Annotated in this window: 23 protein-coding genes; 13 read left to right on the plus strand and 10 right to left on the minus strand. The window is 37.2% G+C overall.

From position 1 onward, the window contains the following. Window positions 1-17: 17 nt before the first annotated feature. From ACVWYG_RS01655 to ACVWYG_RS01680, 6 genes are all read right to left on the minus strand, one after another. Complete coding sequence (locus tag ACVWYG_RS01655) at window positions 18-170, minus strand: lmo0937 family membrane protein (protein ID WP_457268385.1); 153 nt, start codon at window positions 168-170, stop codon at window positions 18-20. Between the two features lie 142 nt (window positions 171-312). Continuing rightward, window positions 313-534, minus strand: coding sequence for a DUF2795 domain-containing protein (locus ACVWYG_RS01660; RefSeq protein WP_010603503.1), 222 nt, complete (start codon window positions 532-534; stop codon window positions 313-315). 81 nt (window positions 535-615) lie between these two features. After that, window positions 616-1164, minus strand: coding sequence for a cob(I)yrinic acid a,c-diamide adenosyltransferase (locus ACVWYG_RS01665; RefSeq protein WP_457268386.1), 549 nt, complete (start codon window positions 1162-1164; stop codon window positions 616-618). Between the two features lie 57 nt (window positions 1165-1221). Next, window positions 1222-1980 carry an ABC transporter ATP-binding protein gene (locus ACVWYG_RS01670; protein WP_457268387.1) on the minus strand — a complete coding sequence of 253 codons (759 nt, stop codon included), beginning with the start codon at window positions 1978-1980 and terminating at the stop codon, window positions 1222-1224. A gap of 79 nt (window positions 1981-2059) precedes the next feature. Then, window positions 2060-2350 (minus strand): Asp-tRNA(Asn)/Glu-tRNA(Gln) amidotransferase subunit GatC, encoded by a 291-nt coding sequence (gene gatC, locus ACVWYG_RS01675; RefSeq protein ID WP_457268388.1) that lies wholly within the window; start codon window positions 2348-2350, stop codon window positions 2060-2062. Further along, window positions 2337-3077, minus strand: coding sequence for a lysophospholipid acyltransferase family protein (locus tag ACVWYG_RS01680; protein ID WP_457268389.1), 741 nt, complete (start codon window positions 3075-3077; stop codon window positions 2337-2339). Before ACVWYG_RS01680 ends, gatC begins: the two co-directional genes overlap by 14 nt. 256 nt (window positions 3078-3333) lie before the next feature. Between ACVWYG_RS01680 and trpS the strand changes: the two genes are divergently transcribed. The 9 genes from trpS to ACVWYG_RS01725 all read left to right on the plus strand — a co-directional run bounded on the left by trpS (window position 3334) and on the right by ACVWYG_RS01725 (window position 12382). Next, window positions 3334-4335: a tryptophan--tRNA ligase gene (gene trpS / locus ACVWYG_RS01685; protein ID WP_457268390.1), complete on the plus strand. Its 1002-nt coding sequence runs from the start codon at window positions 3334-3336 to the stop codon at window positions 4333-4335. A 159-nt stretch (window positions 4336-4494) separates the two neighbouring features. Further along, window positions 4495-5121, plus strand: coding sequence for a deoxynucleoside kinase (locus ACVWYG_RS01690; protein ID WP_457268391.1), 627 nt, complete (start codon window positions 4495-4497; stop codon window positions 5119-5121). 111 nt (window positions 5122-5232) lie between these two features. Next, window positions 5233-6012, plus strand: a complete 780-nt coding sequence (gene kdsB / locus ACVWYG_RS01695; protein WP_457268392.1) for a 3-deoxy-manno-octulosonate cytidylyltransferase — start codon at window positions 5233-5235, stop codon at window positions 6010-6012. A 10-nt stretch (window positions 6013-6022) separates the two neighbouring features. Beyond that, window positions 6023-6577, plus strand: coding sequence for a hypothetical protein (locus tag ACVWYG_RS01700; protein ID WP_457268393.1), 555 nt, complete (start codon window positions 6023-6025; stop codon window positions 6575-6577). Window positions 6578-6883: 306 nt separating this feature from the next. Then, window positions 6884-8512, plus strand: coding sequence for a CTP synthase (locus ACVWYG_RS01705; RefSeq protein WP_457268394.1), 1629 nt, complete (start codon window positions 6884-6886; stop codon window positions 8510-8512). A gap of 7 nt (window positions 8513-8519) precedes the next feature. After that, entirely contained in the window at window positions 8520-10331 is a 1812-nt protein-coding gene (gene yidC, locus ACVWYG_RS01710; protein WP_457268395.1) for a membrane protein insertase YidC, read from the plus strand. Window positions 10332-10393: 62 nt separating this feature from the next. Further along, entirely contained in the window at window positions 10394-10960 is a 567-nt protein-coding gene (locus ACVWYG_RS01715) for an outer membrane beta-barrel protein (protein ID WP_457268396.1), read from the plus strand. Window positions 10961-10996: 36 nt separating this feature from the next. Continuing rightward, window positions 10997-11683: an AcvB/VirJ family lysyl-phosphatidylglycerol hydrolase gene (locus ACVWYG_RS01720; RefSeq protein ID WP_457268397.1), complete on the plus strand. Its 687-nt coding sequence runs from the start codon at window positions 10997-10999 to the stop codon at window positions 11681-11683. After that, entirely contained in the window at window positions 11684-12382 is a 699-nt protein-coding gene (locus ACVWYG_RS01725; protein WP_457268398.1) for an AcvB/VirJ family lysyl-phosphatidylglycerol hydrolase, read from the plus strand. It begins immediately after the preceding gene. Here ACVWYG_RS01725 and ACVWYG_RS01730 read toward each other — a convergent pair. Then, window positions 12368-14956, minus strand: coding sequence for a phosphatidylglycerol lysyltransferase domain-containing protein (locus ACVWYG_RS01730; RefSeq protein WP_457268399.1), 2589 nt, complete (start codon window positions 14954-14956; stop codon window positions 12368-12370). The two genes, ACVWYG_RS01725 and ACVWYG_RS01730, sit on opposite strands and share 15 nt — an antisense overlap. A 347-nt stretch (window positions 14957-15303) precedes the next feature. Between ACVWYG_RS01730 and ACVWYG_RS01735 the strand changes: the two genes are divergently transcribed. The 4 genes from ACVWYG_RS01735 (at window position 15304) to ACVWYG_RS01750 (ending at window position 21855) form a co-directional block, all read left to right on the plus strand. Further along, the gene (locus tag ACVWYG_RS01735) at window positions 15304-18150 is read left to right on the plus strand and encodes a prolyl oligopeptidase family serine peptidase (RefSeq protein WP_457268400.1); all 2847 of its coding nucleotides are present in this window, start codon (window positions 15304-15306) and stop codon (window positions 18148-18150) included. Window positions 18151-18331: 181 nt separating this feature from the next. Further along, window positions 18332-19603: a nucleoside recognition domain-containing protein gene (locus ACVWYG_RS01740; RefSeq protein ID WP_457268401.1), complete on the plus strand. Its 1272-nt coding sequence runs from the start codon at window positions 18332-18334 to the stop codon at window positions 19601-19603. Between the two features lie 554 nt (window positions 19604-20157). Further along, entirely contained in the window at window positions 20158-20829 is a 672-nt protein-coding gene (locus ACVWYG_RS01745; protein ID WP_457268402.1) for a flavodoxin reductase, read from the plus strand. 108 nt (window positions 20830-20937) lie between these two features. Continuing rightward, the gene (locus ACVWYG_RS01750) at window positions 20938-21855 is read left to right on the plus strand and encodes an SPFH domain-containing protein (protein WP_457268403.1); all 918 of its coding nucleotides are present in this window, start codon (window positions 20938-20940) and stop codon (window positions 21853-21855) included. A gap of 174 nt (window positions 21856-22029) precedes the next feature. Here ACVWYG_RS01750 and ACVWYG_RS01755 read toward each other — a convergent pair whose 3' ends face one another. The 3 genes from ACVWYG_RS01755 to ACVWYG_RS01765 all read right to left on the minus strand — a co-directional run bounded on the left by ACVWYG_RS01755 (window position 22030) and on the right by ACVWYG_RS01765 (window position 25098). Next, the gene (locus tag ACVWYG_RS01755; protein WP_457268404.1) at window positions 22030-22812 is read right to left on the minus strand and encodes an acyl-CoA desaturase; all 783 of its coding nucleotides are present in this window, start codon (window positions 22810-22812) and stop codon (window positions 22030-22032) included. An 89-nt stretch (window positions 22813-22901) separates the two neighbouring features. Further along, complete coding sequence (locus tag ACVWYG_RS01760) at window positions 22902-23585, minus strand: MCP four helix bundle domain-containing protein (protein ID WP_457268405.1); 684 nt, start codon at window positions 23583-23585, stop codon at window positions 22902-22904. A gap of 82 nt (window positions 23586-23667) precedes the next feature. After that, window positions 23668-25098 (minus strand): ATP-dependent DNA helicase, encoded by a 1431-nt coding sequence (locus ACVWYG_RS01765; protein WP_457268406.1) that lies wholly within the window; start codon window positions 25096-25098, stop codon window positions 23668-23670. Between the last annotated feature and the right edge of the window lie 83 nt (window positions 25099-25181).

Below are 25181 nucleotides of genomic sequence, written 5' to 3' on the forward strand. Positions count from 1 at the left end.
GTTTGTTAATTCCTATATTAGGCTGCTCTTCCGATTATTTTAAGCAGTATTGCAATAACGGCTAATACCAATAAGATGTGGATTATGCCGCCTGTATAGAAGCCACCCAAAAAGCTAATGGCCCAGATGATTACCAACACTACCGCGACCAAATACAATAAATTTCCCATAATTTTTAGTTTTAAAGTTTAAAAGTAATTTTTATAAGCACTTAACACCCACCAACATTTATTGTTTTGAAAATGTAATATTGGGGTAAAAAAAAGCCTCTATCGGCAGATAGAGGCTTAAAAAAAACTTTAAAGTACCTTTTTAATACTCGTCTTCATTAAAGAAAAAATCCTCTTTTGTAGGATAGTCCGGCCAAATCTCTTCAATGGTTTCATAAGGTTCACCATCATCCTCCAAGGCTTGAAGATTTTCTATAACTTCCACAGGCGCTCCAGAGCGGATTCCATAATCTATTAATTCATCTTTAGTCGCCGGCCATGGAGCGTCTTCTAAATGCGATGCCAATTCTAGTGTCCAATACATATCTTAAATCAATTTAATGCGCTTTTCAAATAATTCGCAAATAATATCAAAATAAACGAGCAAAGCAAACTTATTTCGATTTTATTTTCTAGGTATCCAAATGTTCTCCTCAAGATTAAAATCTTGAGTTAATTTTCTGGAAAGCACAAAAAGAAAATCACTTAGTCTATTTAAATAAATGAGCACTTTTTCATCTACAAAACTCGTTTCGGCCAATTGAACACTTAATCGTTCTGTGCGCCTGCAAACACAGCGTGCAATGTGGCAAAATGATACAATATTATTTCCTCCGGGTAAAACAAAATGTTTTAATTCTGGAAGCTCGCCAGTCATCTCGTCAATAGCGGTTTCTAACAAAATTATATCTTTATCTAAAAGATCAGGAATTTTCATCTTACTTTTTTCTGGATCGGCTGCTAAAGAAGCGCCAATGGTAAAAAGTCGATCTTGAATCTCTTTTAAAAGACTTTTATAATGAATGTCGATTTCTTGGGCACCAATCAGACCAACATAAGAGTTAAGCTCGTCTACCGTCCCATAAGCTTCAATGCGAAGGTGGGACTTTGCCACTCTCGTTCCGCCAATCAAACCGGTAGTGCCGGCATCTCCGGTTTTTGTATAAATTTTCATAACTATAAGGCCAAGATCATATAAAAGACATTAATTAGGAAGCAAACGATAAGCTTACTATTTAATATTTTCCCAATCGCTACCGCTTGCTTTTAACGCATCAAGCCTTGGTGAAACGGATTTAATGTCCAAATTAGGATCATCGCTTTCTATCAATCCATCGCGCATACGCACTATTCGATGTGCATGTTGTGCAATGTCCTCCTCATGCGTGACCAAAATGATGGTATTGCCTTTGTCGTGGATTTCTTCCAACAAGCTCATAATCTCAACCGATGTCTTCGTATCTAAATTTCCGGTAGGCTCATCTGCAAGTATAATAGAAGGATTATTTATCAGCGCCCGAGCCACCGCAACGCGCTGCCGCTGCCCTCCTGAAAGTTCGTTTGGCTTATGTTCCATTCGATTTCCAAGACCCACATTTTCAAGCGCTTGCTTTGCCCTTGCATCTCGATCTTTCTTGCTAGCACCGGCATAAATCAGAGGAAGCGCTACATTGTCTAGCGAAGTAGAGCGAGGAAGCAGGTTAAAGGTTTGAAAAACAAATCCTATCTCTTGATTTCTAACTTCTGCCAACGCATCATCTGTCATGTGGCTTACATTAATATCATTTAAGATATAGGTGCCAGAGGTAGGCGTATCTAAACAACCAAGGATGTTCATTAATGTAGACTTACCTGAACCAGACGGCCCCATCAAAGCCACAAATTCGCCCTTGTTTATTTCTAAACTAACAGATTTCAGTGCGTGAATCACTTCTGCTCCTATTACATATTTACGGCCAATTTCTTGTATTTTTATAAGTGGATTTTGCATTCCGTTTTATTTTTAAGACTTCTGAATAGATGCACTTGTTACATGGCATAACTTATTTAACGCCCATTTTATTTAATCTCTACCTCTCGATGACTTTTGGAACCATGAAATAAGTCCCATTCTGCTTCGCCGCATTCTTTAATCCTTCTGCCGTCGTAATTTCTTGTTTAACCACGTCTTCTCTCCAAACATTTTCAGCGTCCGTCATATAAACAAGCGGTAGTACACCCTTTGTATCCAATTCGTTTAACTTTTCCATGAATGAGAGGATTTTGTTCATTTCCGGAATGAGCTTCTCCACTTTGTCATCAGCGATTTCTATTCTAGCCAATTCTGCTATTTTATAAATGGTATTTTCATCTAGTATCATTGTACTTCAGCTTGCTTTGTATGAGTTCAAAAACTTTGTCTTTTAAATAATCTGCTTCTTCAACTTTCATCTCGTCCGTGTAAATCGGACTGTGCATGTAAATATCGCAAATTCCTGGCCTACTCCCTCGCTTTTTACCATCATCCCACATCACTTGCCATAAATTGACGAGGCTAACAGGCACTAAAGGTATACTTTTATCAATAGCCAAACGAAATGGGCCGTTCTTAAAAGCAGTCAATTGAGGCGGATATCGATCTGCGATTCCACCTTCGGGAAAAATAATAAGACTCATGCCTTTTTCGAGATTTTCTGATGCTCTTTTAAATGCACGAAATGCAGAAATTTTGCTATCGCGATTTACTGCAATGTCGATCGTTCTGAAGAATATACCTAATACAGGACTTTTAAGTAGCTCTTCTTTACCCATAAAATGAAAATTACCCTTGGCGATAATGCAAAGAACCATAATGTCTAGATTAGAACTGTGGTTTGCACAATAAATGTAGGTTTTATCTTTATTTAAAGGGATTTCGAACTTTATCGAAAAGAAAATACCCGATAACGCACAGCTGCAAATGCAATTAATTGTTCTAAGCAAATTTAGGACCGGATAGTATCTACTATTTAGTGAGCTTAGATAATAAAATGGATACAGGATAACGAAAAAGAAAATGAGGCAAAATAAAAACCAAAACTGATGTAATTTTCTTAATAATACAATCATTCTCTAATTATTATTAATTCTTAAACTGTGTTTCATATTCAAAATATAAATGTGATTATCTGCTTTTTGGCGACAGCCAAAATCTGATTGATTTAAAAAACCAGACCTCTTTCAACTGAAGTTTACAGAAATAACACCTTCCATTAAATAGATGCAAAAATGCAAAAATTATCTAGGCTGAAGATCAGAATTAACAACATTTGCTAAAGTTTCCATTTTGCTACCTTTGCTCATATTTTATTTTTAATTTCGTGGCATGGTGAAAGAAACGGTTGTAAGCGGCATACGCTCTACAGGGAGGTTGCATTTGGGCAATTATTACGGAGCGATAAAGAATTTTGTAGAAATGCAAAACGATTTTAATTGTTTTTTTTTTATTGCCGATTTACATTCGCTTACCACACATCCTACACCTGCAGATTTGCATGGACACGTAAAGCATGTATTGGTAGAGTATCTGGCAAGCGGAATTGACCCCGAAAACAGCACCATTTACATACAAAGCGATGTGCCTGAGGTAGCAGAATTATACCTCTATTTGAACATGAACGCTTATATGGGTGAGTTGGAACGGAGTACTTCTTTTAAAGATAAGGTCCGCGCCAATCCGGATAATGTAAACGCTGGCCTGCTAACCTATCCAGTGTTAATGGCTGCGGATATTTTAATTCATAAAGCTACAAAAGTGCCTGTTGGAAAAGATCAGGAGCAGCATTTAGAAATGGCTCGTACGTTTGGAAATCGCTTTAATCGCCTCTATAACGAAGCATATTTTCCAGAACCATATGCATTTAACTATGCTAAAAACCTGGTAAAAGTACCTGGCCTTGATGGAAAAGGCAAAATGGGTAAATCTGAGGGAGAAGGGAATGCCGTATATCTGTCTGATAGTCCCGAGGTAATCCGTAAAAAGGTAATGAGGGCAGTTAGCGATGGCGGGCCAACCGAAGAATTTCAAGTAAAGCCAGAAGCGATTCAAAACTTATTCGACCTGATGAAAGTGGTTTCTTCTGAAGATACGCACAAACATTTTTCTGACTTGTATGATAAAATGGATATTCGGTATGGAGATTTCAAGAAGCAATTGGCAGAAGATATGGTTGTAGCAACCACACCTATGCGAGAACGCATTACAAACATTGCACAAGACGATGCTTATCTTAAACAAGTAGCAAGACACGGCGCATTAAAAGCGAGAGAAAGCGCACAGAATACCATTAGAGAAATAAGGAGCTTAATTGGTTTTAAGAGCTTTTAAGCCCGATATTGAAGTGCAAAGAATAACGATGAAATGTTTTTAAGTTCAAAAATTATTGGATGCGTTTTATTTAAATATATAAATGCATGATCTGATTCTAAATAATTTAACGTCCCTCAAACATCATATTTAATTACTAACTACTAACATTTAAAATAGATGCACATAGCAATTGTTGGAAATATTGGCGCAGGCAAAACCACGCTTACCGGTTTATTGGCTAAAAATTATGGCTGGGAAGCCTTGTATGAAGCAATAGATAACAACCCGTACATGGAAGACTTTTATAACGACATGAAGCGCTGGAGTTTTAACTTGCAGATCTATTTTCTAAACAGTCGCTTTCAACAGCTTACAGACATTAGCAAAAATAACCGACATGTAATTCAAGACCGCACAATTTACGAGGACGCCTATATTTTTGCAGAAAATTTACACGAAATGGCGCTGATGACTACGCGCGATTACGAAAATTATAAAGCAATTTTCGACAACATAACTTCTTTTATTAAACCACCCGATTTGTTGGTTTATCTGCGTGCTTCGGTACCGACACTTGTGAACAACATTCAACGCAGGGGCAGAGAATATGAAGCCGGCATTAGACTTGACTATTTGAGTAAATTGAATGAGAAGTACGAAAACTGGATAAAAAACTACAGTTTAGGAAAATTATTGATTTTGGATAAAGACAAATTAGATTTTACAAACAATCCTGAAGATTTAGGAATTATCTTGCAGTCTATAGAGGCGGAAATTCATGGTTTGTTTCCTCCTACTATTTAAATTAAAAAACAGAAAAGTTAATAAATGGATTGGGTTTAAGGTCTAAATCTTTGAATAAAAAAAACGGTTTAGAGCACTTTTTTATCCTCCTAAATTCTAAAGACACGCTACATGCACTCAGGACAGGAAACTTCAATTCTAAAAAAGTTAGATTTACAAATTATTGGAATTATTCCCGCCCGTTACGCTTCAACCCGTTTTCCGGGTAAACCGCTTGCAGAAATCGGTGGCAAAAGTATGATCCAAAGGGTTTACGAGCAAGCTTCAAAATCCCCTGCGCTAAATAAAGTAATCGTGGCAACAGATGATGAGCGAATTGCAGATGCGGTTACCAGCTTTGGCGGCGAGTTTGTTCTCACATCAGAAAGCCATCAAAGTGGCACTGATCGATGTGCAGAGGTAGCGAATTATTTTCCAGATTATCAAGTAGTGATAAACATTCAGGGCGATGAGCCTTTCATAGATCCTGCGCAAATAACTTTGGTGGCAAGTTGTTTTGAAGATCCAAAAACAGAACTGGCGACACTAGTGAAACCAATTACAACCAATGAAGAGTTATTAAACCTCAATTCGCCAAAAGTTATTCTAAACAAAAATGGTGAAGCCATCTATTTTAGTCGGCAAACCATTCCATTTGTCCGCAATGCGGCACAAAATGAGTGGCTTGAAAAACACACTTTTTTTAAACACATTGGCATCTATGGCTATAGAATGCATGTATTAAAAGAAATTACCAATTTGGCAATATCACCTTTAGAGAGCGCTGAACAATTGGAACAACTGCGGTGGTTAGAAAATGGCTATAAAATTAAAACCAAAATAACTTATTTAGAAACGCAAGCCATAGACACGCCAGAAGACTTGCTAAAAATTAGTAAAGATTTAATTTAATTGTCCCACCATGAAAAAATGCAACTTTCTAATCATCATCACATGCTGCACCATGTTATTTACGGCTTGTATAAGTAACCAAAATAAAGAAAAGGCACAAGAAAACAAGCTAATTAGGAATGCAAGTTCTATGGTTACAAAGTCTTTCTCCGACCTCAATAAGTTAGATACATTTAGATTGGACCTCAGTGGCACAAAGCCTAAAGAAATGACACTCACTCTCAGCATAACAAATTATAAGGGTCAAGAAATTTACAATAAGGTTTTACAAGGTGAAGAACTTTTAGGCAGTACAGATCCGAATGTAGATTTACGAAAAGAAAAAGATCAAATTATATTTTTAACGACTATTGCCTCTCAATTTTTTAGCGAGGATAATTTTTTAGATCCTGCGGTAATGCCAATCGACAAGCCCGATCGTTATGCACCCGACAAAGCCTTTTATGATGAGCTTAAAGCAACGAAGCTTAGTGGATTTAAATATCGTTTGGGTAAAGAAAACAACATCTATATCGCTTGGAGCGAAAAAGAGCAGAAAGTAAAGATTTATTACAATTGTTGTTAGAATAGAAATTTGCTTTTTTAAGGATTAAATTTCTAAACTCTCCATTATACTGTAACCAATTCTTTGTAAGGTTTATTTTTTTTAAGAATCCCATTTTCGGAGATTCTTAGAAACAAAACTTGGGTAACATTATATTCTTTTTAAGAATCAGCTCAAAATCTTCATTTATTAAATTGGAAAGAATAGTTTTGTCATGATACAAAACTATCTTATTTTAAAAGCGTAGAAGTGAGTAATTTTCATACCTTTGTACCCCGTACAAAAAGCCGCAATTCTAGTGTATTGCAGTTAAAAAAACCACAACAAATGACGAAGTATATTTTTGTTACGGGGGGTGTTACTTCCTCTTTAGGTAAGGGGATTATTTCTGCCTCGCTTGCAAAACTTTTACAAGCTAGGGGATATCGAGTAACCATTCAAAAATTTGATCCCTACATTAATATAGATCCTGGAACCCTAAATCCCTATGAGCACGGCGAGTGTTTTGTAACTGAAGATGGTGCCGAAACCGACTTAGATTTAGGGCATTACGAGCGCTTTTTAAATGCACCAACTTCACAGGCAAACAACATTACTACCGGTAGAATTTACCAGAACGTGATCGATCGTGAGCGCAGAGGAGATTATTTGGGTAAAACGGTTCAAGTTGTGCCCCACATTACCGACGAGATAAAGCGGAACATGAGTATTTTAGGCGAGAGTGGTGACTTTGACATCATTATCACTGAGCTTGGAGGAACTGTGGGTGATATAGAATCTTTACCTTTTGTAGAGGCTGTTAGGCAATTTAAATGGGAGCAAGGAAGTTCTAATGCTATTGTAATTCATTTAACTTTGGTTCCCTATCTGGCTGCAGCGGGTGAGTTGAAAACCAAACCGACTCAGCACTCTGTAAAAACCTTGTTAGAGTATGGCATCCAGCCAGATATTTTGGTTTGTAGAACCGAACATCACCTCAATCAAGAACTCAGAAAAAAAATCGCACTTTTCTGTAACGTAAACCTTAATGCTGTTGTAGAATCGATGGACGCATCTACCATTTATGATGTCCCACTGCTTATGCTCAAAGAACAACTTGATAAAACGGTACTTGCCAAATTAAAGCTACCAACCAAGACTGAACCTGATTTAGAGAGCTGGAAATATTTTCTTGGCAGGCTCAAGAATCCTACGTCAGAAGTAAAAATTGGTTTGGTAGGCAAATATGTAGAATTACCAGATGCTTACAAATCTATCATAGAGTCTTTTATTCATGCAGGTGCGAAAAACGAATGTAAGGTTAATGTGGAATACATACATTCTGAAGGAATTTTAGAAGATAATGTGAAAGAAAAACTAGGTCATTTACATGGAATATTGGTTGCACCGGGATTTGGGAGCAGAGGCATTGACGGAAAAATAGACACTATTAAGTTTGCAAGAGAAGCTCAAATTCCGTTTTTTGGGATTTGTTTGGGAATGCAATGTGCGGTTATTGAATTTGCAAGAAACGTAATTGGTTTAAAAGACGCACATACTACTGAGATAGAAGAAGGCACAAAAGATCCTGTTATTAGCATAATGGAAGAGCAAAAAAACGTTACCAACAAAGGAGGGACAATGCGGTTGGGCTCCTACCCTTGTGACCTTAAAAAAGGAACCAAGGCCTTCGCCGCCTATGGCAAACCACACATTAACGAACGTCATCGCCATAGATACGAATTTAATAATGCGTACTTAAAACAGTTTGAAGATGCCGGGATGATTGCGTCTGGCATAAACCCTCAAACAAATCTGGTAGAAATAATTGAATTAAAGAACCATCCCTTTTTTATTGGTGGACAATTTCACCCAGAATTAAAATCGACAGTTGCTAATCCTCATCCACTTTTTGTTAAATTTGTGGCCGCTGCAATGGATTACACAAAAAAATTAAAAATTAATAGCAGTATATAAACATCAAATGGATAAAAACACATTCACGGGACTTTTCCTTATTATGATCATTTTAGCAGGATCATTTTACCTTTTAAAGCCAAGCACCGCAGAAATAAAGAAAGCACAAGAAACTGAAAAAGCCGATTCTTTAACTAAAGCAGGTGTAACACCTGCAGTTAAAGAAAAAGATACTTTGGCAACAGTATTAGCCGCTAAACAAGTGGCAGATTCTACTGCGTTTACAGGGCCGTTTGGGACTGCTACCAAAGGCACTGAAACTACAACTACCCTAGAAAACGAACAACTGTTGCTTACCTTATCAAATAAAGGAGGAAAGATAGCTTCTGTACAAGTTAAAGACCAAAAAACCTATGATGGCAAACCTTTAATTTTATTTAGTGGAGAGGCCAATAAATTTGGGCTTAATTTAAACATTAAGGGAAAAGTTATCAATACGGACAACCTGTATTTTACCGCCACCAAAACTGGCAACACCGTAAGTATGAAGGCAAATTATGCTGCAGATGCTTATGTAGAATATTTATACACCATTAAACCGCTTAGTCCGCAGGTTGCCTTTAAAATAAATTTGGTTGGATTACAGCAACTCATCGTTGGAAACAATGTGAGTCTTAATTGGCAAGAAACTTTATTGCAACAAGAAAAATCTGTGGAGAGTGAACACCGTTATTCCGCCCCATACTACAAATACGTGGACGGCGATGTGGATCATTTGAGCGTTGGTAAAGATGATAAAGAAGACCTTACCAAAGGTAAAATACAATGGATTTCGTTTAAACAGCACTTCTTTTCTGCTGCGTTAATAAACAAAGCCGGTTTTGACAAGGGCGAATTAGCCGTCACCATTCCAACTACACCCGGTGTAATAAAAACGTACATCGCAAATATGCAATTGCCATATAAACAACTCGCTTCGCAAAGTTATGATATGAGTTTTTATTTCGGCACCAATAAGTTTTCCGAATTAAAAAAACAGGGCTACGAGTTAGAAAAACAAGTAGACATGGGATACTGGCCGCTCAAATACATCAATAGATTTGTAGTATTGCCAGTATTTAATTTGCTGGAGAGTTTTGGTTGGGGATACGGCTTAATCATTTTGGTGTTAACCATTTTGTTAAAACTCGCACTTTCTCCATTAACCTATAAGTCATACCTATCAATGGCAAAAATGCGTGTCTTAAAACCAGAAATGGATGAAATTAAGGCAAAAGTTGGCGACGACAATGCTACACAGGTACAACAAGAATATTTAAAGCTCTATAAAAAGGCCGGGGTCAACCCGCTCGGGGGATGTTTGCCGATGGTGCTACAGCTTCCGTTGGTTATGGCATTTTTCTTTTTCTTCCCGAACCTTTTTGAATTAAGGGGTGAGAGTTTTCTTTGGATGAAAGATTTATCCACTTATGATGAATTCATTCGTTTTGGAGTAAAAATTCCGTTTATTGGCGATCACTTAAGCCTGATGTGTGTATTAATGACAATTTCTACACTTATTATGACTTATTTTAACAATCAAGTAAGTGGCGCAACCGGACAAATGAAATACATCGGATACGTAATGCCAGTTATATTTTTAGGTGTACTGAACAGTTATCCCGCAGGATTGAACTACTATTATTTCTTAGCCAACTTGATGACCTTTGGTCAGCAGTTTTTAATTAGAAAAATGGTTGATGACGATAAAATTCATGCATTGATCCAACAGAACAAAGCGCGCCCGACTGACGGAAAAAAGAAAAAATCTAAATTTCAGCAACGTTTAGATGACTATATGAGACAGCAGCAAAAACAATTGCCGGCAGGAAAAAAATAATTTAAAAGCACCAAATTTGGTGCTTTTTTGATTATCAACTAAACTTCATCCTTACGCAAAAAATGAAATATTATACGTTTTTTCTACTCTTTATTTGCTTTCCATGTATCGCAAATGCACAAACCGATAGTTTGGCAACCCGTGGATACAAACTATATCCAGCCATAGAAATTTTGAGAAGCACGCATAGTAACTTATTTTATGCGCCGTCTCTAAAAGCAAACTATCTTTTCGAAAATGGCCTAGAACCTGGGGTTGGTATAGAATACAGTACATCTAGAATTCATCACGACAACGGATATATTTTAAGAAAGGTACATTTTCTACCTATTTACGCCAACTTAAAATATAATTTTAACAGAAATAAAAGACTAAATTTATACGTAGAAACGTCAGTTGGGCATAGTTTTAATCAATATCATCGTGCCACAGATAAAGAGCCAAATAAACAAAGAAAAATTCATGAAGGAGGTGTATACTTTTACAGCGGCGTTGGCACAAAATATGCAATTAACAAGAGCACAGAATTATTTTTTGCTATCGGATTTAAAGGTTACAAATTTAGCAGAAACAACTTAGACATTAACCCACATGGCATTTCTTTTAGTCTGGGATTTAGCTTATTTTAGTATATGAAACATTGCCTCTGTTTTCTTATCGCAACAATGATATTTAGCAGTTGTGCCATTTTTAAAAGAAATAGAGTCCTTATTAATAAAGAGTTAGAAAAGAAAGAGTTTGGATTCGATACCTTTTTTTACCCTTCTGCCACACAAAATGGTAAAGCCTTGGTTGTGTTTTTTTCTGGCGATGGCGGTTGGTTAGATTTTGATGCAAATCTGTCCAAAGAGTTATCAGACAATGGCTTAGAGACGCTCGGGATTAACTCAAGAAGCTATTTCTGGAAAGAGAAAAACCCAAAATCTACAACCAGAGATTTTAGGGATTTGCTTAGAAGCTATTCCAGACAGATAGATCTTAATAAGATTTACCTCATTGGCTACTCATTTGGAGCGGACATAACCCCTTTTTTATATACGCGTCTACATTTTTTTACTAAGATGCAGGTTAAAAAATTGATTCTTTTGTCGCCATTTGCAACCACAGACTTCGAGGTACATTTTTCTGATCTTGTTGGTAAAGATTTTGATGCTTACAAATACAGTGTCAAAGACGAAATTGCTCGTATTAAAATTCCTATTTATTGTTTCTACGGCGAGGGTGAAAACAAAGCACTGGAAACGTTGAGTCAGAAAAATTTTAAGCTTCAAATTTTAAAAGGAAACCATCACTATCAAACACAAGAAAGTCAAAAAATTATACAGGCCATTCTAACTAAAAGCGATCAATAAATGACCTATAAAATTTTAATTTTCGCATTATTAGGGATGAGTGTTTCTAAAACTTTCGCCCAAACTGTCGCCCAGAAAATAGCTCGATTACCCATAAGCGAAAATACCAGAGGCACAAATACAACGCTTATATTTTATTTGACTGGCGATGGTGGAATGAATAGTTTTTCCAGTAACCTTATATCAGATTTGGCTGCTCATAACTTCAAAATCATCTCACTAGACAGTAAGAAATATTTTTGGAAGGGAAAGACGCCTGAGAAAATGAGTGAAGAACTTCCTGCTGCAATCGACTATTACTTAAAGCAAACCAAAGCAATGCAATTTGTAATATTGGGTTACTCTTTTGGCGCAGATGCCGGAATTTTCTTAGGGTCAAAGCTACCTAATTCCCTAGTTGAAAAGCTGAAAGGAATTATACTTTTATCGCCCTCTATGGCTACAGATCTTGAAATAAAAGTATCAGATCTCTTTGGATTCGGAGGAAACGTCACTGGTAAATATAAAACTTTAGCAACAGCATCTAAATTGGTAACTCCTATTTTTTGCATAGCCGGTGCAGACGAGAATAATATTTTCTACAACAATCTTGTAAGAACAAAACGGGTTGATAAAAAACTTTTACCAGGATCCCATAAATACAACGACGACGATCTGCTGGTAGCTAAAACGATTATTGCGGCACTAACTGCCTTCTGAAACCCTTTTTAGAGCATTCGGAACTTGTAAGAGATGATATTGGTGACTATAGACGAGGTACTTTTTATTCCAAGTTGGATAAAACTTCTCCTTATATTTCCTTAAACCTTTAAATTGGGCAAAGACTCTTAAGTGCTCATAAGCATACTTTATGGTTTTCTGGGTAAGGTCTACGCCATCTATGCCAGAAAGTGGAGCAAGACCCATGTTAACGGCATCAAAACCTTGCTCTTTTAAATATAAAAATGTTTTGCCAAGCAACATATCGAGCACTCCGTTTGGTGCATCAGTGGCTTTTCGAATCAAATCGTAGGTTGCTTCATTTGGTGCATAATCGGGTATCAGGTTTAAAAAGGCGTATACCTTTTTTTCTGCATCTTCAATGGTTAAAATCGTTTGATGTTTCAAAATTGAGCTATCAAAAACACCTTGAGTAAAAGCAACCTCTTCTTGGCCTAAGTCTTTGAGCCACTGTTCAGACACGGTTTGTAGCTTTTGCAACAAACCCTCTTTCTGCGGTCCGCTGTATGCCTTGAAGACATATCCATCGCCCGTTAATCTGTTTATTGCACTTCTCGTCGTTTTCATTTTTCCACCATCTAAGGTAAAGCTGCGCAAGTTTAAAACAGCCTCCTCCCCTATTGGGATAAATTTTTTCTTTATCGAAGTGTAAAAACAGAGCGATTCTTCAGGAACACGATAATAAGCAGCAATAAATCCCGTTTCTTTACACCATGCTTCAAACTGGTTGATCATTAATAACTTATCCTCAACATTTGCTGCTACAGGATCCTCCAACACGATAGCAAAATGTCTGGTAACTTTAAAACTTATAAAAGCAGATTTATCGCCGTTAAAATGGATAAATTTATCGGGGTAGGTTTTAAAATAATCTAAAGCAGAACATCCGTTTTGTTTGACCAGTGCCTCTGCTTCCTCAAACTCTCTTTCGGTGTTATAGGGTTTCGTAAAATAGGGTTTAAAAACACTAAATACAATAAACAAAATTACCGAACCGCTAGCCAAATAGATAGATTCCTCAAACCTATGTCCAAATGGTGTAAGTGGAACAAGTGCTTTGTCATCTATAAAAAAAATAACTTTCAAAACTGCTTTTAAAGACTGAACAAAAGTGAAATCTACTCCAAAATGTCTGTCGTTAATAAAGTAAAACCCTAAAACGCCGTATAAAAAAACAGCTCCAATGGCATAAATAAATATAAAATAGCTAATGGTAACAAATTTCGGGTTTGGTTTAAGTTTATAGTTAGTTTTTGTGTAGAGCAAGGACACACCAGCCACCGCCGCCAGCAAAGCCTCCTCATAGTCTGCTGCTTTTAATAAGTGGCCAATAATTGATAGAATGGTTAGCGAAAAAGCCACGTACCAGGCTCGTTTACTACCCATTAGCAAGAAAATACTAATGAGTATAAAAATCAAACCAGTAACCATTACAAGTGCGTTACTAGTGATAATTATATTTTCTGGTAAAATATCTCTCACTAAACGAAGTCGAGCGGGTATTGCCGGACTAACTGCCGAAACGATATTTACTACGCCGAGTACCAAGATGACAACTGCAGGGAGTATGCGTAAAATGATACCATCTTTTTTCGCAATAAAACTGATAAGTCCGCCGCATAAGGGAATCCAAAACTCAAAAAATCTAAAAAGCAAAGTAATAGTTGCAGCAGCAACAATAGGAAAACCAAATTGGGCAAGAATAAAGGTCAAAGAAACTTCTATTGTTCCTAAACCCCTTAAAAATGGAGAGGCAATAAGCAAAATAACCATTACAATATAGCCTAGAACAGAAGCTGCAATGCTAGCCTGAAGGCCCAAGGCCAACATACAAATATAAAGGTGAGCGATGCCAATAAACTCTATGAAAATGGAGACAAGCAATGTTAGCCAAAACTGTTTTCTATCAACTTTCTCGTCGACCATATCATCTAAGATTACAGCAAGGGATGGCCGCAATTTTGACAGTTGTTGATAAGCCCACCCCCTTTTTGAGATTGAATAAACTAAAACAATAACGCCAGCAGTTAGCAGTAGCAAAAATCCAAAACTTATCAACTCCAGTTTTCCTAGCTTGGTTGTGAGCAATGCGATACCAAGTACGGGAATTGCCACGAGCACTACAGATAAGATTCCGCAGAAAGCGAAAATCGTTGATGATAGATGGATTTTTGACTTCGAAACTCCCTCGCCTTCAATCCCTTTGGTGAGGAAAACAAGAGACGAAAATCCGCCTGCCGGCAGAAAAACGCTTATTAAATTACGTTTCAAAAAAAGTAAAACTGCCTGCCATAGTGTAACCTTTACTCTTAATGCTTTAAAACTATGAACATACATTTGCCCTTGCGCCAAAATGTAAACGATGGTAATGGTCAATCCCAAGAATACATATTTCAAATCGGCATTTGCCAATTGTTCTTTAATCTGAAACACCTCAATATGCTGTTCCTTTATAAAAAAAAGAGCCATGCCGAGCATGAAAAGGGCAAGCAAAGCCTGCCAAAAAAATTTTCTGTAGAATAATGTGGATAAGAAGTTTTTAGCGCTAATCATAGTACAAATCGAAAAATCGACTTTTTAGTTTTCATGTGATCTCTTTAGATGTCGCTGAAATTTTCCGCCGCTATTAGAAGAGATTTATTGGGCTAAATTACCAACAATTATCTTAGAGATTGAGAAATTTCTACTTTTTCAATAATGAGCGCTTAACCTGGAGGCATATTGTTCAGTTTGAAAATCCAATCTTTGAGCAAAGTTCTTTGATTAACCAACCCGCAGTATAACCGTTTCCTTAAAATTTTTAGCGGAAATTTAAAAACTTTGATTCAGAACAACTGCTTTTCTGTTTAAAAAATGATACTTTTAAGGCCATCAAAAGAACTAACACCAAACTTCTAAACATGAATAAAAGACTCACCATCTTATTTCTTTTTGTCGCTACATTTACATATGCGCAAAAAAAACCGTTGGATCACTCTGTATATGACGCATGGGAAAGTATAGGGTCAAAGGGAATTTCTAATAACGGTATTTGGGCAAGCTACACCGTTACGCCACAAGAAGGCAACGCAGTCCTTTATTTTTCTAACATAAAAGAAAACAAAAAACTAAACTATCAAAGAGGCGTGAATGTGCAATTTAGCTATGACTCTAAATTTGCTGCATTTCTAGTTCGGCCTTTTTTTAGCGACCTGCGCGAAGCAAAAATCAAAAAGAAAAAACCAGAATCAATGCCAAAAGATTCCTTAGCTATTTTAAATTTACAAAATGGGGTTATCATGAAGATTGCAGCCGTAAAATCCTTTAAAATGCCCGAAGAAGGCAGTGGAATAATTGCCTATTTGATGGAGAAACCCGACACCGCAAAGGTTAAAACGGAACAGAAAAGCGAAGGTAAAGATGCCACCATTATTGCTGATGAAACTTCTGACAGCAAGAAAAAAGACGAGGGAAGTGATCTGATAGTAAAAAATCTAATAACCCAAACTCAAAATACGTATAAGTTTATAACAGATTATGAATTTAGCAAAAATGGCAAGCAGTTGGTTTTTGTACGCAAAGGAAATAAAAAAGATAAAGCTGTACAGCCAGGTGTATTTATGCTAAATACGGAGAAAAATACCGTTAAAACCCTAGTAAATGGAAAAGGAACTTTTAAGAATTTTGTCTTCGACGATGACGGGGAACACTTAGCCTTTGTTGGTGAACAAAGTCCCGAAAAGCAAGAAATTAAAGATTACAATATCTACTTTAATTCGCTCACGATTGATACTGCACAGATTATGGTTGATTACGACATGCCCGGATTGCCCCAAAAATGGTCTGTAAGCGGAGATGGAAAGATCACTTTTAGCGAAGATGGTAAAAAACTGTTTTTCGGGATTGCGCCAATTAAACAGATGAAGGACACTACTCTCGTAGATTTCGAACATGCAAAAGTAGATATCTGGACTTATAAAGATGATTATCTTCAACCCATGCAGCTAAAAAATGCAGAAAAAGAGCGCAAAAGAAGCTATCTCTCTGCAGTAGAAGTGTATAGCGCAGATCCAAAAGTAATGCCATTAACTGATCTAAAGCTTCCGGAAGCTACACTTATAAATGAGGGAGATTCACCTTATGTGCTGGCGTCTACAGACTATGGCAGAAGAATCGAATCTCAGTGGAAAGGAAACACACTGACCGATTACTATTTGGTAAATACCTCGGATGGACGGAAGAAGAAAATTATCGATACCCTGAGCGGGAATGCTTCTGCGTCTCCAGCAGGCAAATATGTACTTTATTTCGATGAAGTTACAAGCAATTGGTTTACGTACAATATCGAAAACGGGAAAAAAATTAATCTAACCGGAGGTATGAATGTAAAATTTGCTGACGAAGAAAATGATGTTCCCAATTATGCAAATAGTTATGGTTTTGCAACTTGGACAGAAGACGATAAAGCCGTTCTAATTTACGACAAATATGACATTTGGTCATTTGATCCAGATGGAAAAGAAAAACCAAAAAACATCAGTAACGGTTTAGGTCGAAATAGTAGCATTACCTTTCGGTACGAAAAAACAACATCTCGATCTGAACGTAAAAAAGATAATTTTATTAAAAACAATGAAACCATATGGCTAAATGCATTTAACAATTCGACCAAAGAAGATGGTTTTTATACTATAAAGGTAAACTCCACAAAAAACCCCGAATTGGTAATTATGGCTAAAGCAAAATTTACAAACCTTTTAAAAGCTAAAGATGCTGATGAATATCTGTTCGATAGAGAAAGCTATATAGAATCACCAAATGTGTACGCCACTTCGGATTTTAAAACAATTCAAAAACTTAGTGAAACCAATCCCAAGCAGCAAAATTATAACTGGGGCACGACAGCACTTGTAAAATGGACAACTCCAAAAGGACATTCCTCCCAGGGCATTTTATACAAGCCAGAGAATTTTGATGCAAGTAAGAAATACCCAATGATTGTTTATTTCTATGAAAAACTGTCAGATGGTCTATATGCCTATCAAGCGCCAGCACCAACGCCCTCCAGGCTAAACATATCATTTTTTGTGAGTAACGGTTACCTTGTTTTTGCACCAGACATTAGTTATGAAACAGGGCATCCCGGCAATTCTGCGACAGATTATATAGATTCTGGAGTAGAAATGTTGAAGAAAAATAGTTGGGTAGATGGCTCCAAAATTGGCCTACAAGGGCAAAGTTGGGGGGGCTATCAAGTTGCATACCTTATTACGCAAACTAATCGGTACGCAGCAGCGTGGGCTGGCGCTCCTGTAGTAAACATGACCTCGGCTTATGGAGGCATTCGTTGGGCTAGTGGAATGAACAGACAGTTTCAATACGAGAAAACACAAAGTAGAATTGGAGCTACACTTTGGGAGAAACCAGAATTGTATATAGAAAACTCGCCGTTGTTTATGTTGCCAAAAGTAACTACTCCGGTGGCAATTATGTCTAACGATGGAGACGGATCGGTGCCTTGGTACCAAGGAATTGAGATGTTTACCGGATTGAAACGTTTGGGTAAAAAAGCTTGGTTGTTAAACTACAATGGCGACGAGCACAACCTAATGTTACGCCAAAACAGAAAAGACATACAGATTAGAGAAAAACAGTTTTTCGATTACTATCTTAAAGGAGATAAAGCGCCTGTGTGGATGGTAGACGGAATCCCTGCAACAGAAAAAGGAAAAACATGGGGTTTTGAATTGACTGATGGGAAACCGTAATGAATTGGGAATTGAAAAGTTATAGGTTTCAACTATACGGGATTAGGCAGTAGGTTATCGTTACACATTTAATCGCCTAGTTAGTTAAAGGCTATTTACCTTAAAACCCCAATCAATTAGACTAAAAACGCTTAATATTTAAACGCCGAAACGATCACACACCTCATACCTCAGACCTCACATGGCATTAAGCAGAATTTGGGCAGCTTTTTTTATCGTTGCCATAGTAGTTGCAACCATAAAATGTTTCTTTTTTGGTCAAACTGATATTTTTAACTGGATGGTAATTGGCAAAGCCAGCGACCCAGAAAACCCATTAAAATTAGATGGATTGATAGAAACCTGCTGGGTTGCGGTGGACATCTGCTTAAAACTAGTCGGTATTTTGGCCCTTTTTATGGGCTTAATGTCAATCGCAGAAAAAGCTGGAGGCATCCGTCTATTGTCTAGAATTGTGGCACCTTTTTTTTCTAAGTTATTTCCAGACATCCCAAAAGGTCATCCGTCTATGGGACACATGATCATGAATTTTTCTGCAAATTTGCTTGGTTTAGACAATGCAGCCACACCCTTCGGATTAAAAGCAATGGAAAGTTTGCAAGAACTAAACCCAAATAAAGATGTAGCTTCTAACTCGCAGATTATGTTTTTATGTCTACATGCCGCTGGATTAAATCTTATTCCGGTAAGCGTTATTGCCATCCGTGCCTCGCAGAATGCCACTAACCCAACTGATGTATTTATTCCTTGCCTTATTGTAACTTTTACAGGCACAATGGCCGCTATGATAATTGTGTCCATCAAACAAAAAATAAACCTGATACAACCTGTAGTTATTGGCTGGGTATTGTCTCTATCGGTTGTTATTGCTGCCCTCGTGTTATACGTCACTTCGTTAAGTGCAAGTGGAATCGCGAGCTTTTCTGGAGTGTTAAGCAATGGCTTAATTTTATTTGTATTCCTTGCAGTTATTCTTGGCGGGCTTTATAAACAAATAGATATTTTCGATGCATTTATAGAGGGCGCCAAGGGCGGTTTTGATACCGCCGTACGTATTGTTCCTTATTTGGTGGGTATGTTAGTCGCCATAAGCTTACTAAGAACAAGCGGCACTTTTGATGTGGTCATAGGAGGAATTAAACATTTTTTTGCAGTACTCGGAACAGATACCCGTTTTGTAGAAGGCTTACCTACTGCACTGATTCGTCCGCTGAGTGGTGGTGCCGCGCGCGGAATGATGGTAAGTACGATGCAAACTTATGGTCCCGATTCTTTTGCTAGCAAACTGAGCGGCGTTTTCCAGGGTGCTTCCGATACCACCTTTTATGTTATTGCAGTTTATTTTGGTTCAATAAGCGTAAAAAATACTCGATATGCCATCGGTGCTATGCTTCTGGCGGACTTAGTGTGTGTACTTACAGCCATTGGTGTAGCTTATTTATTTTTTGGATAGGATTTTGCCGTTTACTTCGTTGACTTTTGGTTCGTTTTAACCTGATCAAAAAACCACCATCGAAAGAAACTTAGGTTTTTTCAGGCATGATGCACTCTAGCAAATTTATAGAAAGGTCTTTAGCTTCAGGACATCATTCTATTAGGGTTTTTAAATGAAAGGTCCTCGAGAAATCTTCGCCACTGATAGTTAAGCCAGTGCAGTGTTGGTTTTCACTTAACTCGATACGCCGCCGCAACACAAGGATTTTTGTGAGAGTTCTCTAAAAACATCATGAATTGATCTAACTAATTTTCCCCACACTTACCAAACGGCAAGCGTCCATAACCGTCGTATATTAAAAGTCTAACAAAAAGCCTTCTTTGTAAATTTTAACATTTAATTAAAAGAAATGCTCAATCCAAAAATTACCTCAACTATTTTAACTATTTTAGTAATTATAGCAACCTTGATAGGTTACTAAGCTCAAGTTTATCAATAGAAATCTAGTCTTTCTCCGTCCGTCAATTGAAATACTAAAACCACGAGAAGAATGGTTCTTAATATTTAATGAAATGGCAAAATATAAAGTAAGTGTACTCTCGATCGTAAAGGTAACTCACGATGTGTTGCAGATTAAGACGGATAAACCATCAGAATTTAAATTTATTCCTGGACAAGCGACAGAAATTTTTTTAGATAAATTAGGTTGGGAAGACGAAGGTCGGCCATTTACCTTTACCAGTTTACCGACTGACGACTATTTAGAATTCACCATCAAAACCTATCCTAAACACAAAGGAGTAACGAATGAATTACTCAAATTAAAAACCAGAGAGCATCTATTTGTAAACGATGTATTTGGAGATATAGCTTATAAAGAGGAAGGTATTTTTATTGCTGGAGGCGCAGGAATTACACCATTTGTGGCAATTTTTAAAGCGTTGAGTGCGAATAATTTAATCGGCAACAACAAACTTATTTTCGCAAATAGAACAAAGGCTGATGTTATTTACGAGGATCTATTTAGAAAAATGCTTGGGACAAATTTTATTAATGTGTTGTCAACCGACCATGAAGACGGATACGAACATGGATACATTACCGCAAACCTTCTAAAAAAACACATCGATGGAAGTGTAAAATACCATTACTTATGCGGGCCGCCACCAATGATTGACGCAGTTGAGAAAATTTTAGATGGTTTAAACATTGAGGGTAGCTTAATAATTAAAGAAGCCTATTGATATCGGATTTATTGCCAAAAGAAGAAGTTAAGAGATTAAATAAATTATATAAGGGTTACATGCATTGCCAGATACAGTGTGTGTTTTATAAATTAAACGGAGGTAATTATGAACATGGAGATTTTATGGATTGTTATTGGGTTGGCTATAGTTTTATTTTTTCTTGGCGTAAAAATAGTCCGGCCGACTCACAGGGGATTGATTGAACGACTGGGCCGATATGCCGGTTTCGCAAATCCAGGTTTTCACTGGATTATTCCGTTTATTGATAAAATTTACATCGTCAACATAACGGAACAAATGGTAGATGCGCAGCCCCAAGAAATCATTACAAACGACAATTTGAACGCAAGTGTAGATGCACAGGTTTATTTTAGAGTATTAGAAACTGAAGAGAATGTAAAAAGTTCCTTATATAATGTGAACAATTATAATTTGCAAATTGTTAACCTAGCGCGTACAACTTTGAGAAATATCATCGGCACACTTACATTAAGGTCGGCGAATAGCGAGCGTGGGAAAATAAACGCAGAGCTTCATAACACTTTAAAGCAAGAGACGGCTAGCTGGGGAATTGTCATAATCAGAACAGAACTAAAGGAAATTGATCCGCCTCGAGACGTGCAAGAAACCATGAATAAAGTGGTAAAGGCAGAAAATGAAAAAATAGCTGCCATTGATTATGCCACAGCAGCAGAAACAGTTGCAGACGGAGTAAAAAGATCTAAAATAAAGGAAGCAGAAGGTTTTAAACGTGCAAAAGTCCTCCTCGCTGAAGGAGATGCTGAAGCAATTATGTTGGTTAATGGAGCTGCCGACAAATATTTTACGGGAAATGCTCAGCTTTTAAAGAAATTAGAAACGGTAGAAGCTTCGTTAAAAAATAATGCTAAAATCGTTATCCCGGCCGGCGCTGAGTTGGTAAATGTAATTGGAGAAATGGCTGGTGTATTACCGCTAAATGGAAAGCAGAAAAATAAGCGAAAAAATCCTGCCTCAGATAATCAATATGATACTAGCAATTAAAGCAAATTCGGTTTACATTAAATATTAAGATCGGCCAACATAAAAATTGCTGAATATAAAAAATTGTGTTACCATTAAACTGTTTCAAAGCTTTAGAAAAAGCTCTCCAACTTAAAAAAAAGAAACCCCGTATTGGCTATCAATACGGGGTTTTCTAATAACTATAAAAAAAATTTATGGATTAATTATCGAAATCTTTGGAGGTATGACGCTCGCCTTTTGTTGAAGTTCCACAGTCTTTAGTCTTATAATACCAAGTTTATGCATTCCGCTCATCACCAAATAAGCAGGATCGAACTCGAACCACTTTATGGCGTTATTACTCCTCCCTGGAAACTTATGGTGATTATTGTGGTAAGCCTCCCCCCAAAAAATCAAATCGACCGGCAAAATATTTCGTGAAGTATTGTTCACTTTGTAGTTTCTGTAACCGAATTTATGCGCCCACCAGTTAACTGCAATTCCCTGAAGCGCCCCCATTGCAAAAGTGATTGGCAAAAATAACCATTGCCACCATGCCGTTGCAAAAACTGCATAGAAACCAACATAAAATGCGCCCCATAACACTCTTGTTATCCAATTATGAGCTATTTTATCAAAAGCTTCCCAAACAGGCAAATCTTTTTTATACTTCTCGTGTACTGCTAATTTTCCAAGAAATATGCGGTTATAATTTGTCCTTGTTTTCCATAATAGCATGAAAATATTATCGCTGTAAGCCGGAGAATGCGGATCTTCTTCTGTATCAGTATGCGCATGGTGCAAACGGTGCATCATGCCATAGGCACTTGCACTGATGTATGAGGATCCTTGAGTGAAAAAACAACACAAAAAGAAAAATTTTTCCCAACCCTTGGTCATGCTAAAATGATTGTGGGCCGCATACCGATGATGAAAAAACGATTGAAAGAAAAGAGATGCGTACCAATGTATCAGCAAGAAAATAAGAATCGCCATAAGCTTTGTTTAATTTATCTACGAAATATTAAGCAAAATGGATGGTCTCCTTTTGATTTTGGCTAAAATTAAGTGCCGCAAGGTAGCAATTAATTGAGGTTAAAATTATCGTTTTGAATATTTACCACTTTCGCTTCAGCAATTATTCCGACAACGAATATACCTATGGCAATGGCGAGCAAAACCTGAATGCTAGAATAAATTTTTGCACCAGACATCCAAGACTGTGATTCAATCATAAGCTCATCACCTATGGTTGATTGGATTTTTATTAAATTAGCCAACGATGAAAAAGTATCAGCAGCTAGTATTCTACTTTTAGACTGATAAACCTTCAGGGCATCTGATGCATTATTTTTAAAAAGCGCTAACAAAGTCGCTTCTTGTTTCTTCTGCGCTGCCAAAAACGCTTTAAAATCCTTTAAGTAAACATTTTCTTCTTTGGCTAATTTTGTTGCTTCATATTTTTTGATAACGGAATCTATCTTTACGTTTTGTGCATTTATAGCACGTAAGAGGTTTGCTGTGGAGGCGACTGTCTCCTCCAAACTAAATATATCTTGCCATAAATCGCTTTTCTGACGTAAGAGCTCCGCAATAAAAAAAAGATCTGTGGCTGGCACCAGTCTGTCTTGGTGCATTGACACAAACGCCTTATTTATTTCTGAAATATTTCTATCTCCTAAAAAATTAATAAGCAAACTGCAGCTTGCTATACAAAAAAGCAAACATGCCATTTTCAATTTGTTTTTGAGGCTAAAGGCAATCTTCATAGCGTTATGGATATAGGTAAAAAATTAATTTTTCAACGTTGAACAGACGTATAATATAAAGATTTTTTAAGACCTGTTAAAATTAATATTCATCTGTAACGCTGTTTTTTCCAAACAATGCTGAAGCAAAATTTACTAGATACAATTCTCGCTTTGCTCTGGTAACGGCGGTATAAAGCCAGCGCAAAAAATCTAAATCGATCATATCCTCTGTTAAAAATCCTTGATCAGCAAAAATTGCATCCCACTGCCCACCTTGAGCCTTGTGGCAGGTTACTGCATACGCAAATTTTATTTGCAACGCATTATAAAATGGATCTGCTTTGATGGCAATCATTCGCGCGCGCTTGTTGGCAATGTGGCTGTATTCCTCATTTAATCCTTCAAAAATCTGCTTAGTTTTTTCATACGGCAAATTTGCGCTTTCGATGGTTAAGGTATCTAAAAGCACTTTGCAACTCACCTGTCCAGCATCTGGAAAATCGACAAACTCTAAAGTGGCGTCTGCAAACCTAAACCCATATCGCTCTTCTTCTCCCCTAACGCGTATTACTTTTGCCATGTCGCCATTGGCTATAAAAGCAGTTTCTTCATTTTCTGGCAACCAGAAATAATTGTTCTTAACCACCATTATTTGATCCCCACCGGTAATTTCTTCTTCACGATATAACAGGCGAGTCCGGATTTGTTGATTATAAATGTTTGCAGATTTATTAGAGCGACAAACGACAAGGGTATTTTCCATACCAAATTTCCCATAGGCGTATTCTAAACCTTCAACCAAACGGGTACCAGTCATGTTAAAGATGTCTTTAAAGCCTGCAGTTACAAATTTGGGGAATGGATCTTCTGGATGGTTGACAATTTGAGCCCTGAGCATGGTTGCATTCGCCAAAATACCAGATTCCTTTTCCTGTCTAACAACCTCCGTAAGTTCGACACCACTTAGGGTTAAGTTAAACTTGTCTTTAAGGTATTGTGGATTTAACGCCGGACTCTCCAGGCTACCAACCGGAGGAAGCTGCGCACTGTCTCCTACAAAAAGCAACAAACAGTTGTGGCCGTTATACACAAACTCCAATAAATCTTGTAAGATAGAGCTTCCTGTCTGATTGTATTCATCTGCGATCATAGATGCTTCATCTACAATAAAAAGGGTGTTCTTCGACAGGTTTGGTGCAAGTTGAAAAACCATATCTGGCGAGGCAGCTTCTTTTTTTCTATAAATTCGTTTATGAATAGTCAGCGCTTTTACACCTGCATATTGGGCCATAACTTTCGCAGCTCTACCCGTTGGTGCTAAGAGTTCGGACCGAAAATTAAAATCTCGCAATGATTTAACCAAAGCGGCAACAGAAGTCGTTTTACCCGTACCGGCATACCCTTTTAACACAAAGCACCTATCTGGACAATCTGCTTGCAAAAAATCAGTCATTCGGTCACAAAACAGCAATTGCTCTACGGTTGGTTGATATTCATATTGCCTAGCAATGGTTTCTGAGGAAATTTTCATTCAGTTTTTTTTCAGGTTGTAAGAAACCAAAGCTTCTGCCTGGTATTATGATCGATTATCCCCTATTTCAAACTTTCTGTCGA

The sequence above is a fragment of the Pedobacter sp. UYEF25 genome, assembly GCF_054061655.1.

Coding starts and splice junctions, on each gene's coding strand:
- ACVWYG_RS01670 (WP_457268387.1), bottom strand. CDS start 1,980: ATGCAAAATCCACTTATAAAAATACAAGAAATTGGCCGTAAATATGTA.
- ACVWYG_RS01745 (WP_457268402.1), top strand. CDS start 20,158: ATGGCAAAATATAAAGTAAGTGTACTCTCGATCGTAAAGGTAACTCAC.
- ACVWYG_RS01690 (WP_457268391.1), top strand. CDS start 4,495: ATGCACATAGCAATTGTTGGAAATATTGGCGCAGGCAAAACCACGCTT.
- ACVWYG_RS01735 (WP_457268400.1), top strand. CDS start 15,304: ATGAATAAAAGACTCACCATCTTATTTCTTTTTGTCGCTACATTTACA.
- ACVWYG_RS01750 (WP_457268403.1), top strand. CDS start 20,938: ATGAACATGGAGATTTTATGGATTGTTATTGGGTTGGCTATAGTTTTA.
- ACVWYG_RS01760 (WP_457268405.1), bottom strand. CDS start 23,585: ATGAAGATTGCCTTTAGCCTCAAAAACAAATTGAAAATGGCATGTTTG.
- kdsB (WP_457268392.1), top strand. CDS start 5,233: ATGCACTCAGGACAGGAAACTTCAATTCTAAAAAAGTTAGATTTACAA.
- ACVWYG_RS01725 (WP_457268398.1), top strand. CDS start 11,684: ATGACCTATAAAATTTTAATTTTCGCATTATTAGGGATGAGTGTTTCT.
- ACVWYG_RS01730 (WP_457268399.1), bottom strand. CDS start 14,956: ATGATTAGCGCTAAAAACTTCTTATCCACATTATTCTACAGAAAATTT.
- gatC (WP_457268388.1), bottom strand. CDS start 2,350: ATGATACTAGATGAAAATACCATTTATAAAATAGCAGAATTGGCTAGA.
- yidC (WP_457268395.1), top strand. CDS start 8,520: ATGGATAAAAACACATTCACGGGACTTTTCCTTATTATGATCATTTTA.
- ACVWYG_RS01755 (WP_457268404.1), bottom strand. CDS start 22,812: ATGGCGATTCTTATTTTCTTGCTGATACATTGGTACGCATCTCTTTTC.
- ACVWYG_RS01720 (WP_457268397.1), top strand. CDS start 10,997: ATGATATTTAGCAGTTGTGCCATTTTTAAAAGAAATAGAGTCCTTATT.
- ACVWYG_RS01655 (WP_457268385.1), bottom strand. CDS start 170: ATGGGAAATTTATTGTATTTGGTCGCGGTAGTGTTGGTAATCATCTGG.
- ACVWYG_RS01660 (WP_010603503.1), bottom strand. CDS start 534: ATGTATTGGACACTAGAATTGGCATCGCATTTAGAAGACGCTCCATGG.
- ACVWYG_RS01665 (WP_457268386.1), bottom strand. CDS start 1,164: ATGAAAATTTATACAAAAACCGGAGATGCCGGCACTACCGGTTTGATT.
- ACVWYG_RS01765 (WP_457268406.1), bottom strand. CDS start 25,098: ATGAAAATTTCCTCAGAAACCATTGCTAGGCAATATGAATATCAACCA.
- ACVWYG_RS01705 (WP_457268394.1), top strand. CDS start 6,884: ATGACGAAGTATATTTTTGTTACGGGGGGTGTTACTTCCTCTTTAGGT.
- ACVWYG_RS01740 (WP_457268401.1), top strand. CDS start 18,332: ATGGCATTAAGCAGAATTTGGGCAGCTTTTTTTATCGTTGCCATAGTA.
- trpS (WP_457268390.1), top strand. CDS start 3,334: ATGGTGAAAGAAACGGTTGTAAGCGGCATACGCTCTACAGGGAGGTTG.
- ACVWYG_RS01680 (WP_457268389.1), bottom strand. CDS start 3,077: ATGATTGTATTATTAAGAAAATTACATCAGTTTTGGTTTTTATTTTGC.
- ACVWYG_RS01715 (WP_457268396.1), top strand. CDS start 10,394: ATGAAATATTATACGTTTTTTCTACTCTTTATTTGCTTTCCATGTATC.
- ACVWYG_RS01700 (WP_457268393.1), top strand. CDS start 6,023: ATGAAAAAATGCAACTTTCTAATCATCATCACATGCTGCACCATGTTA.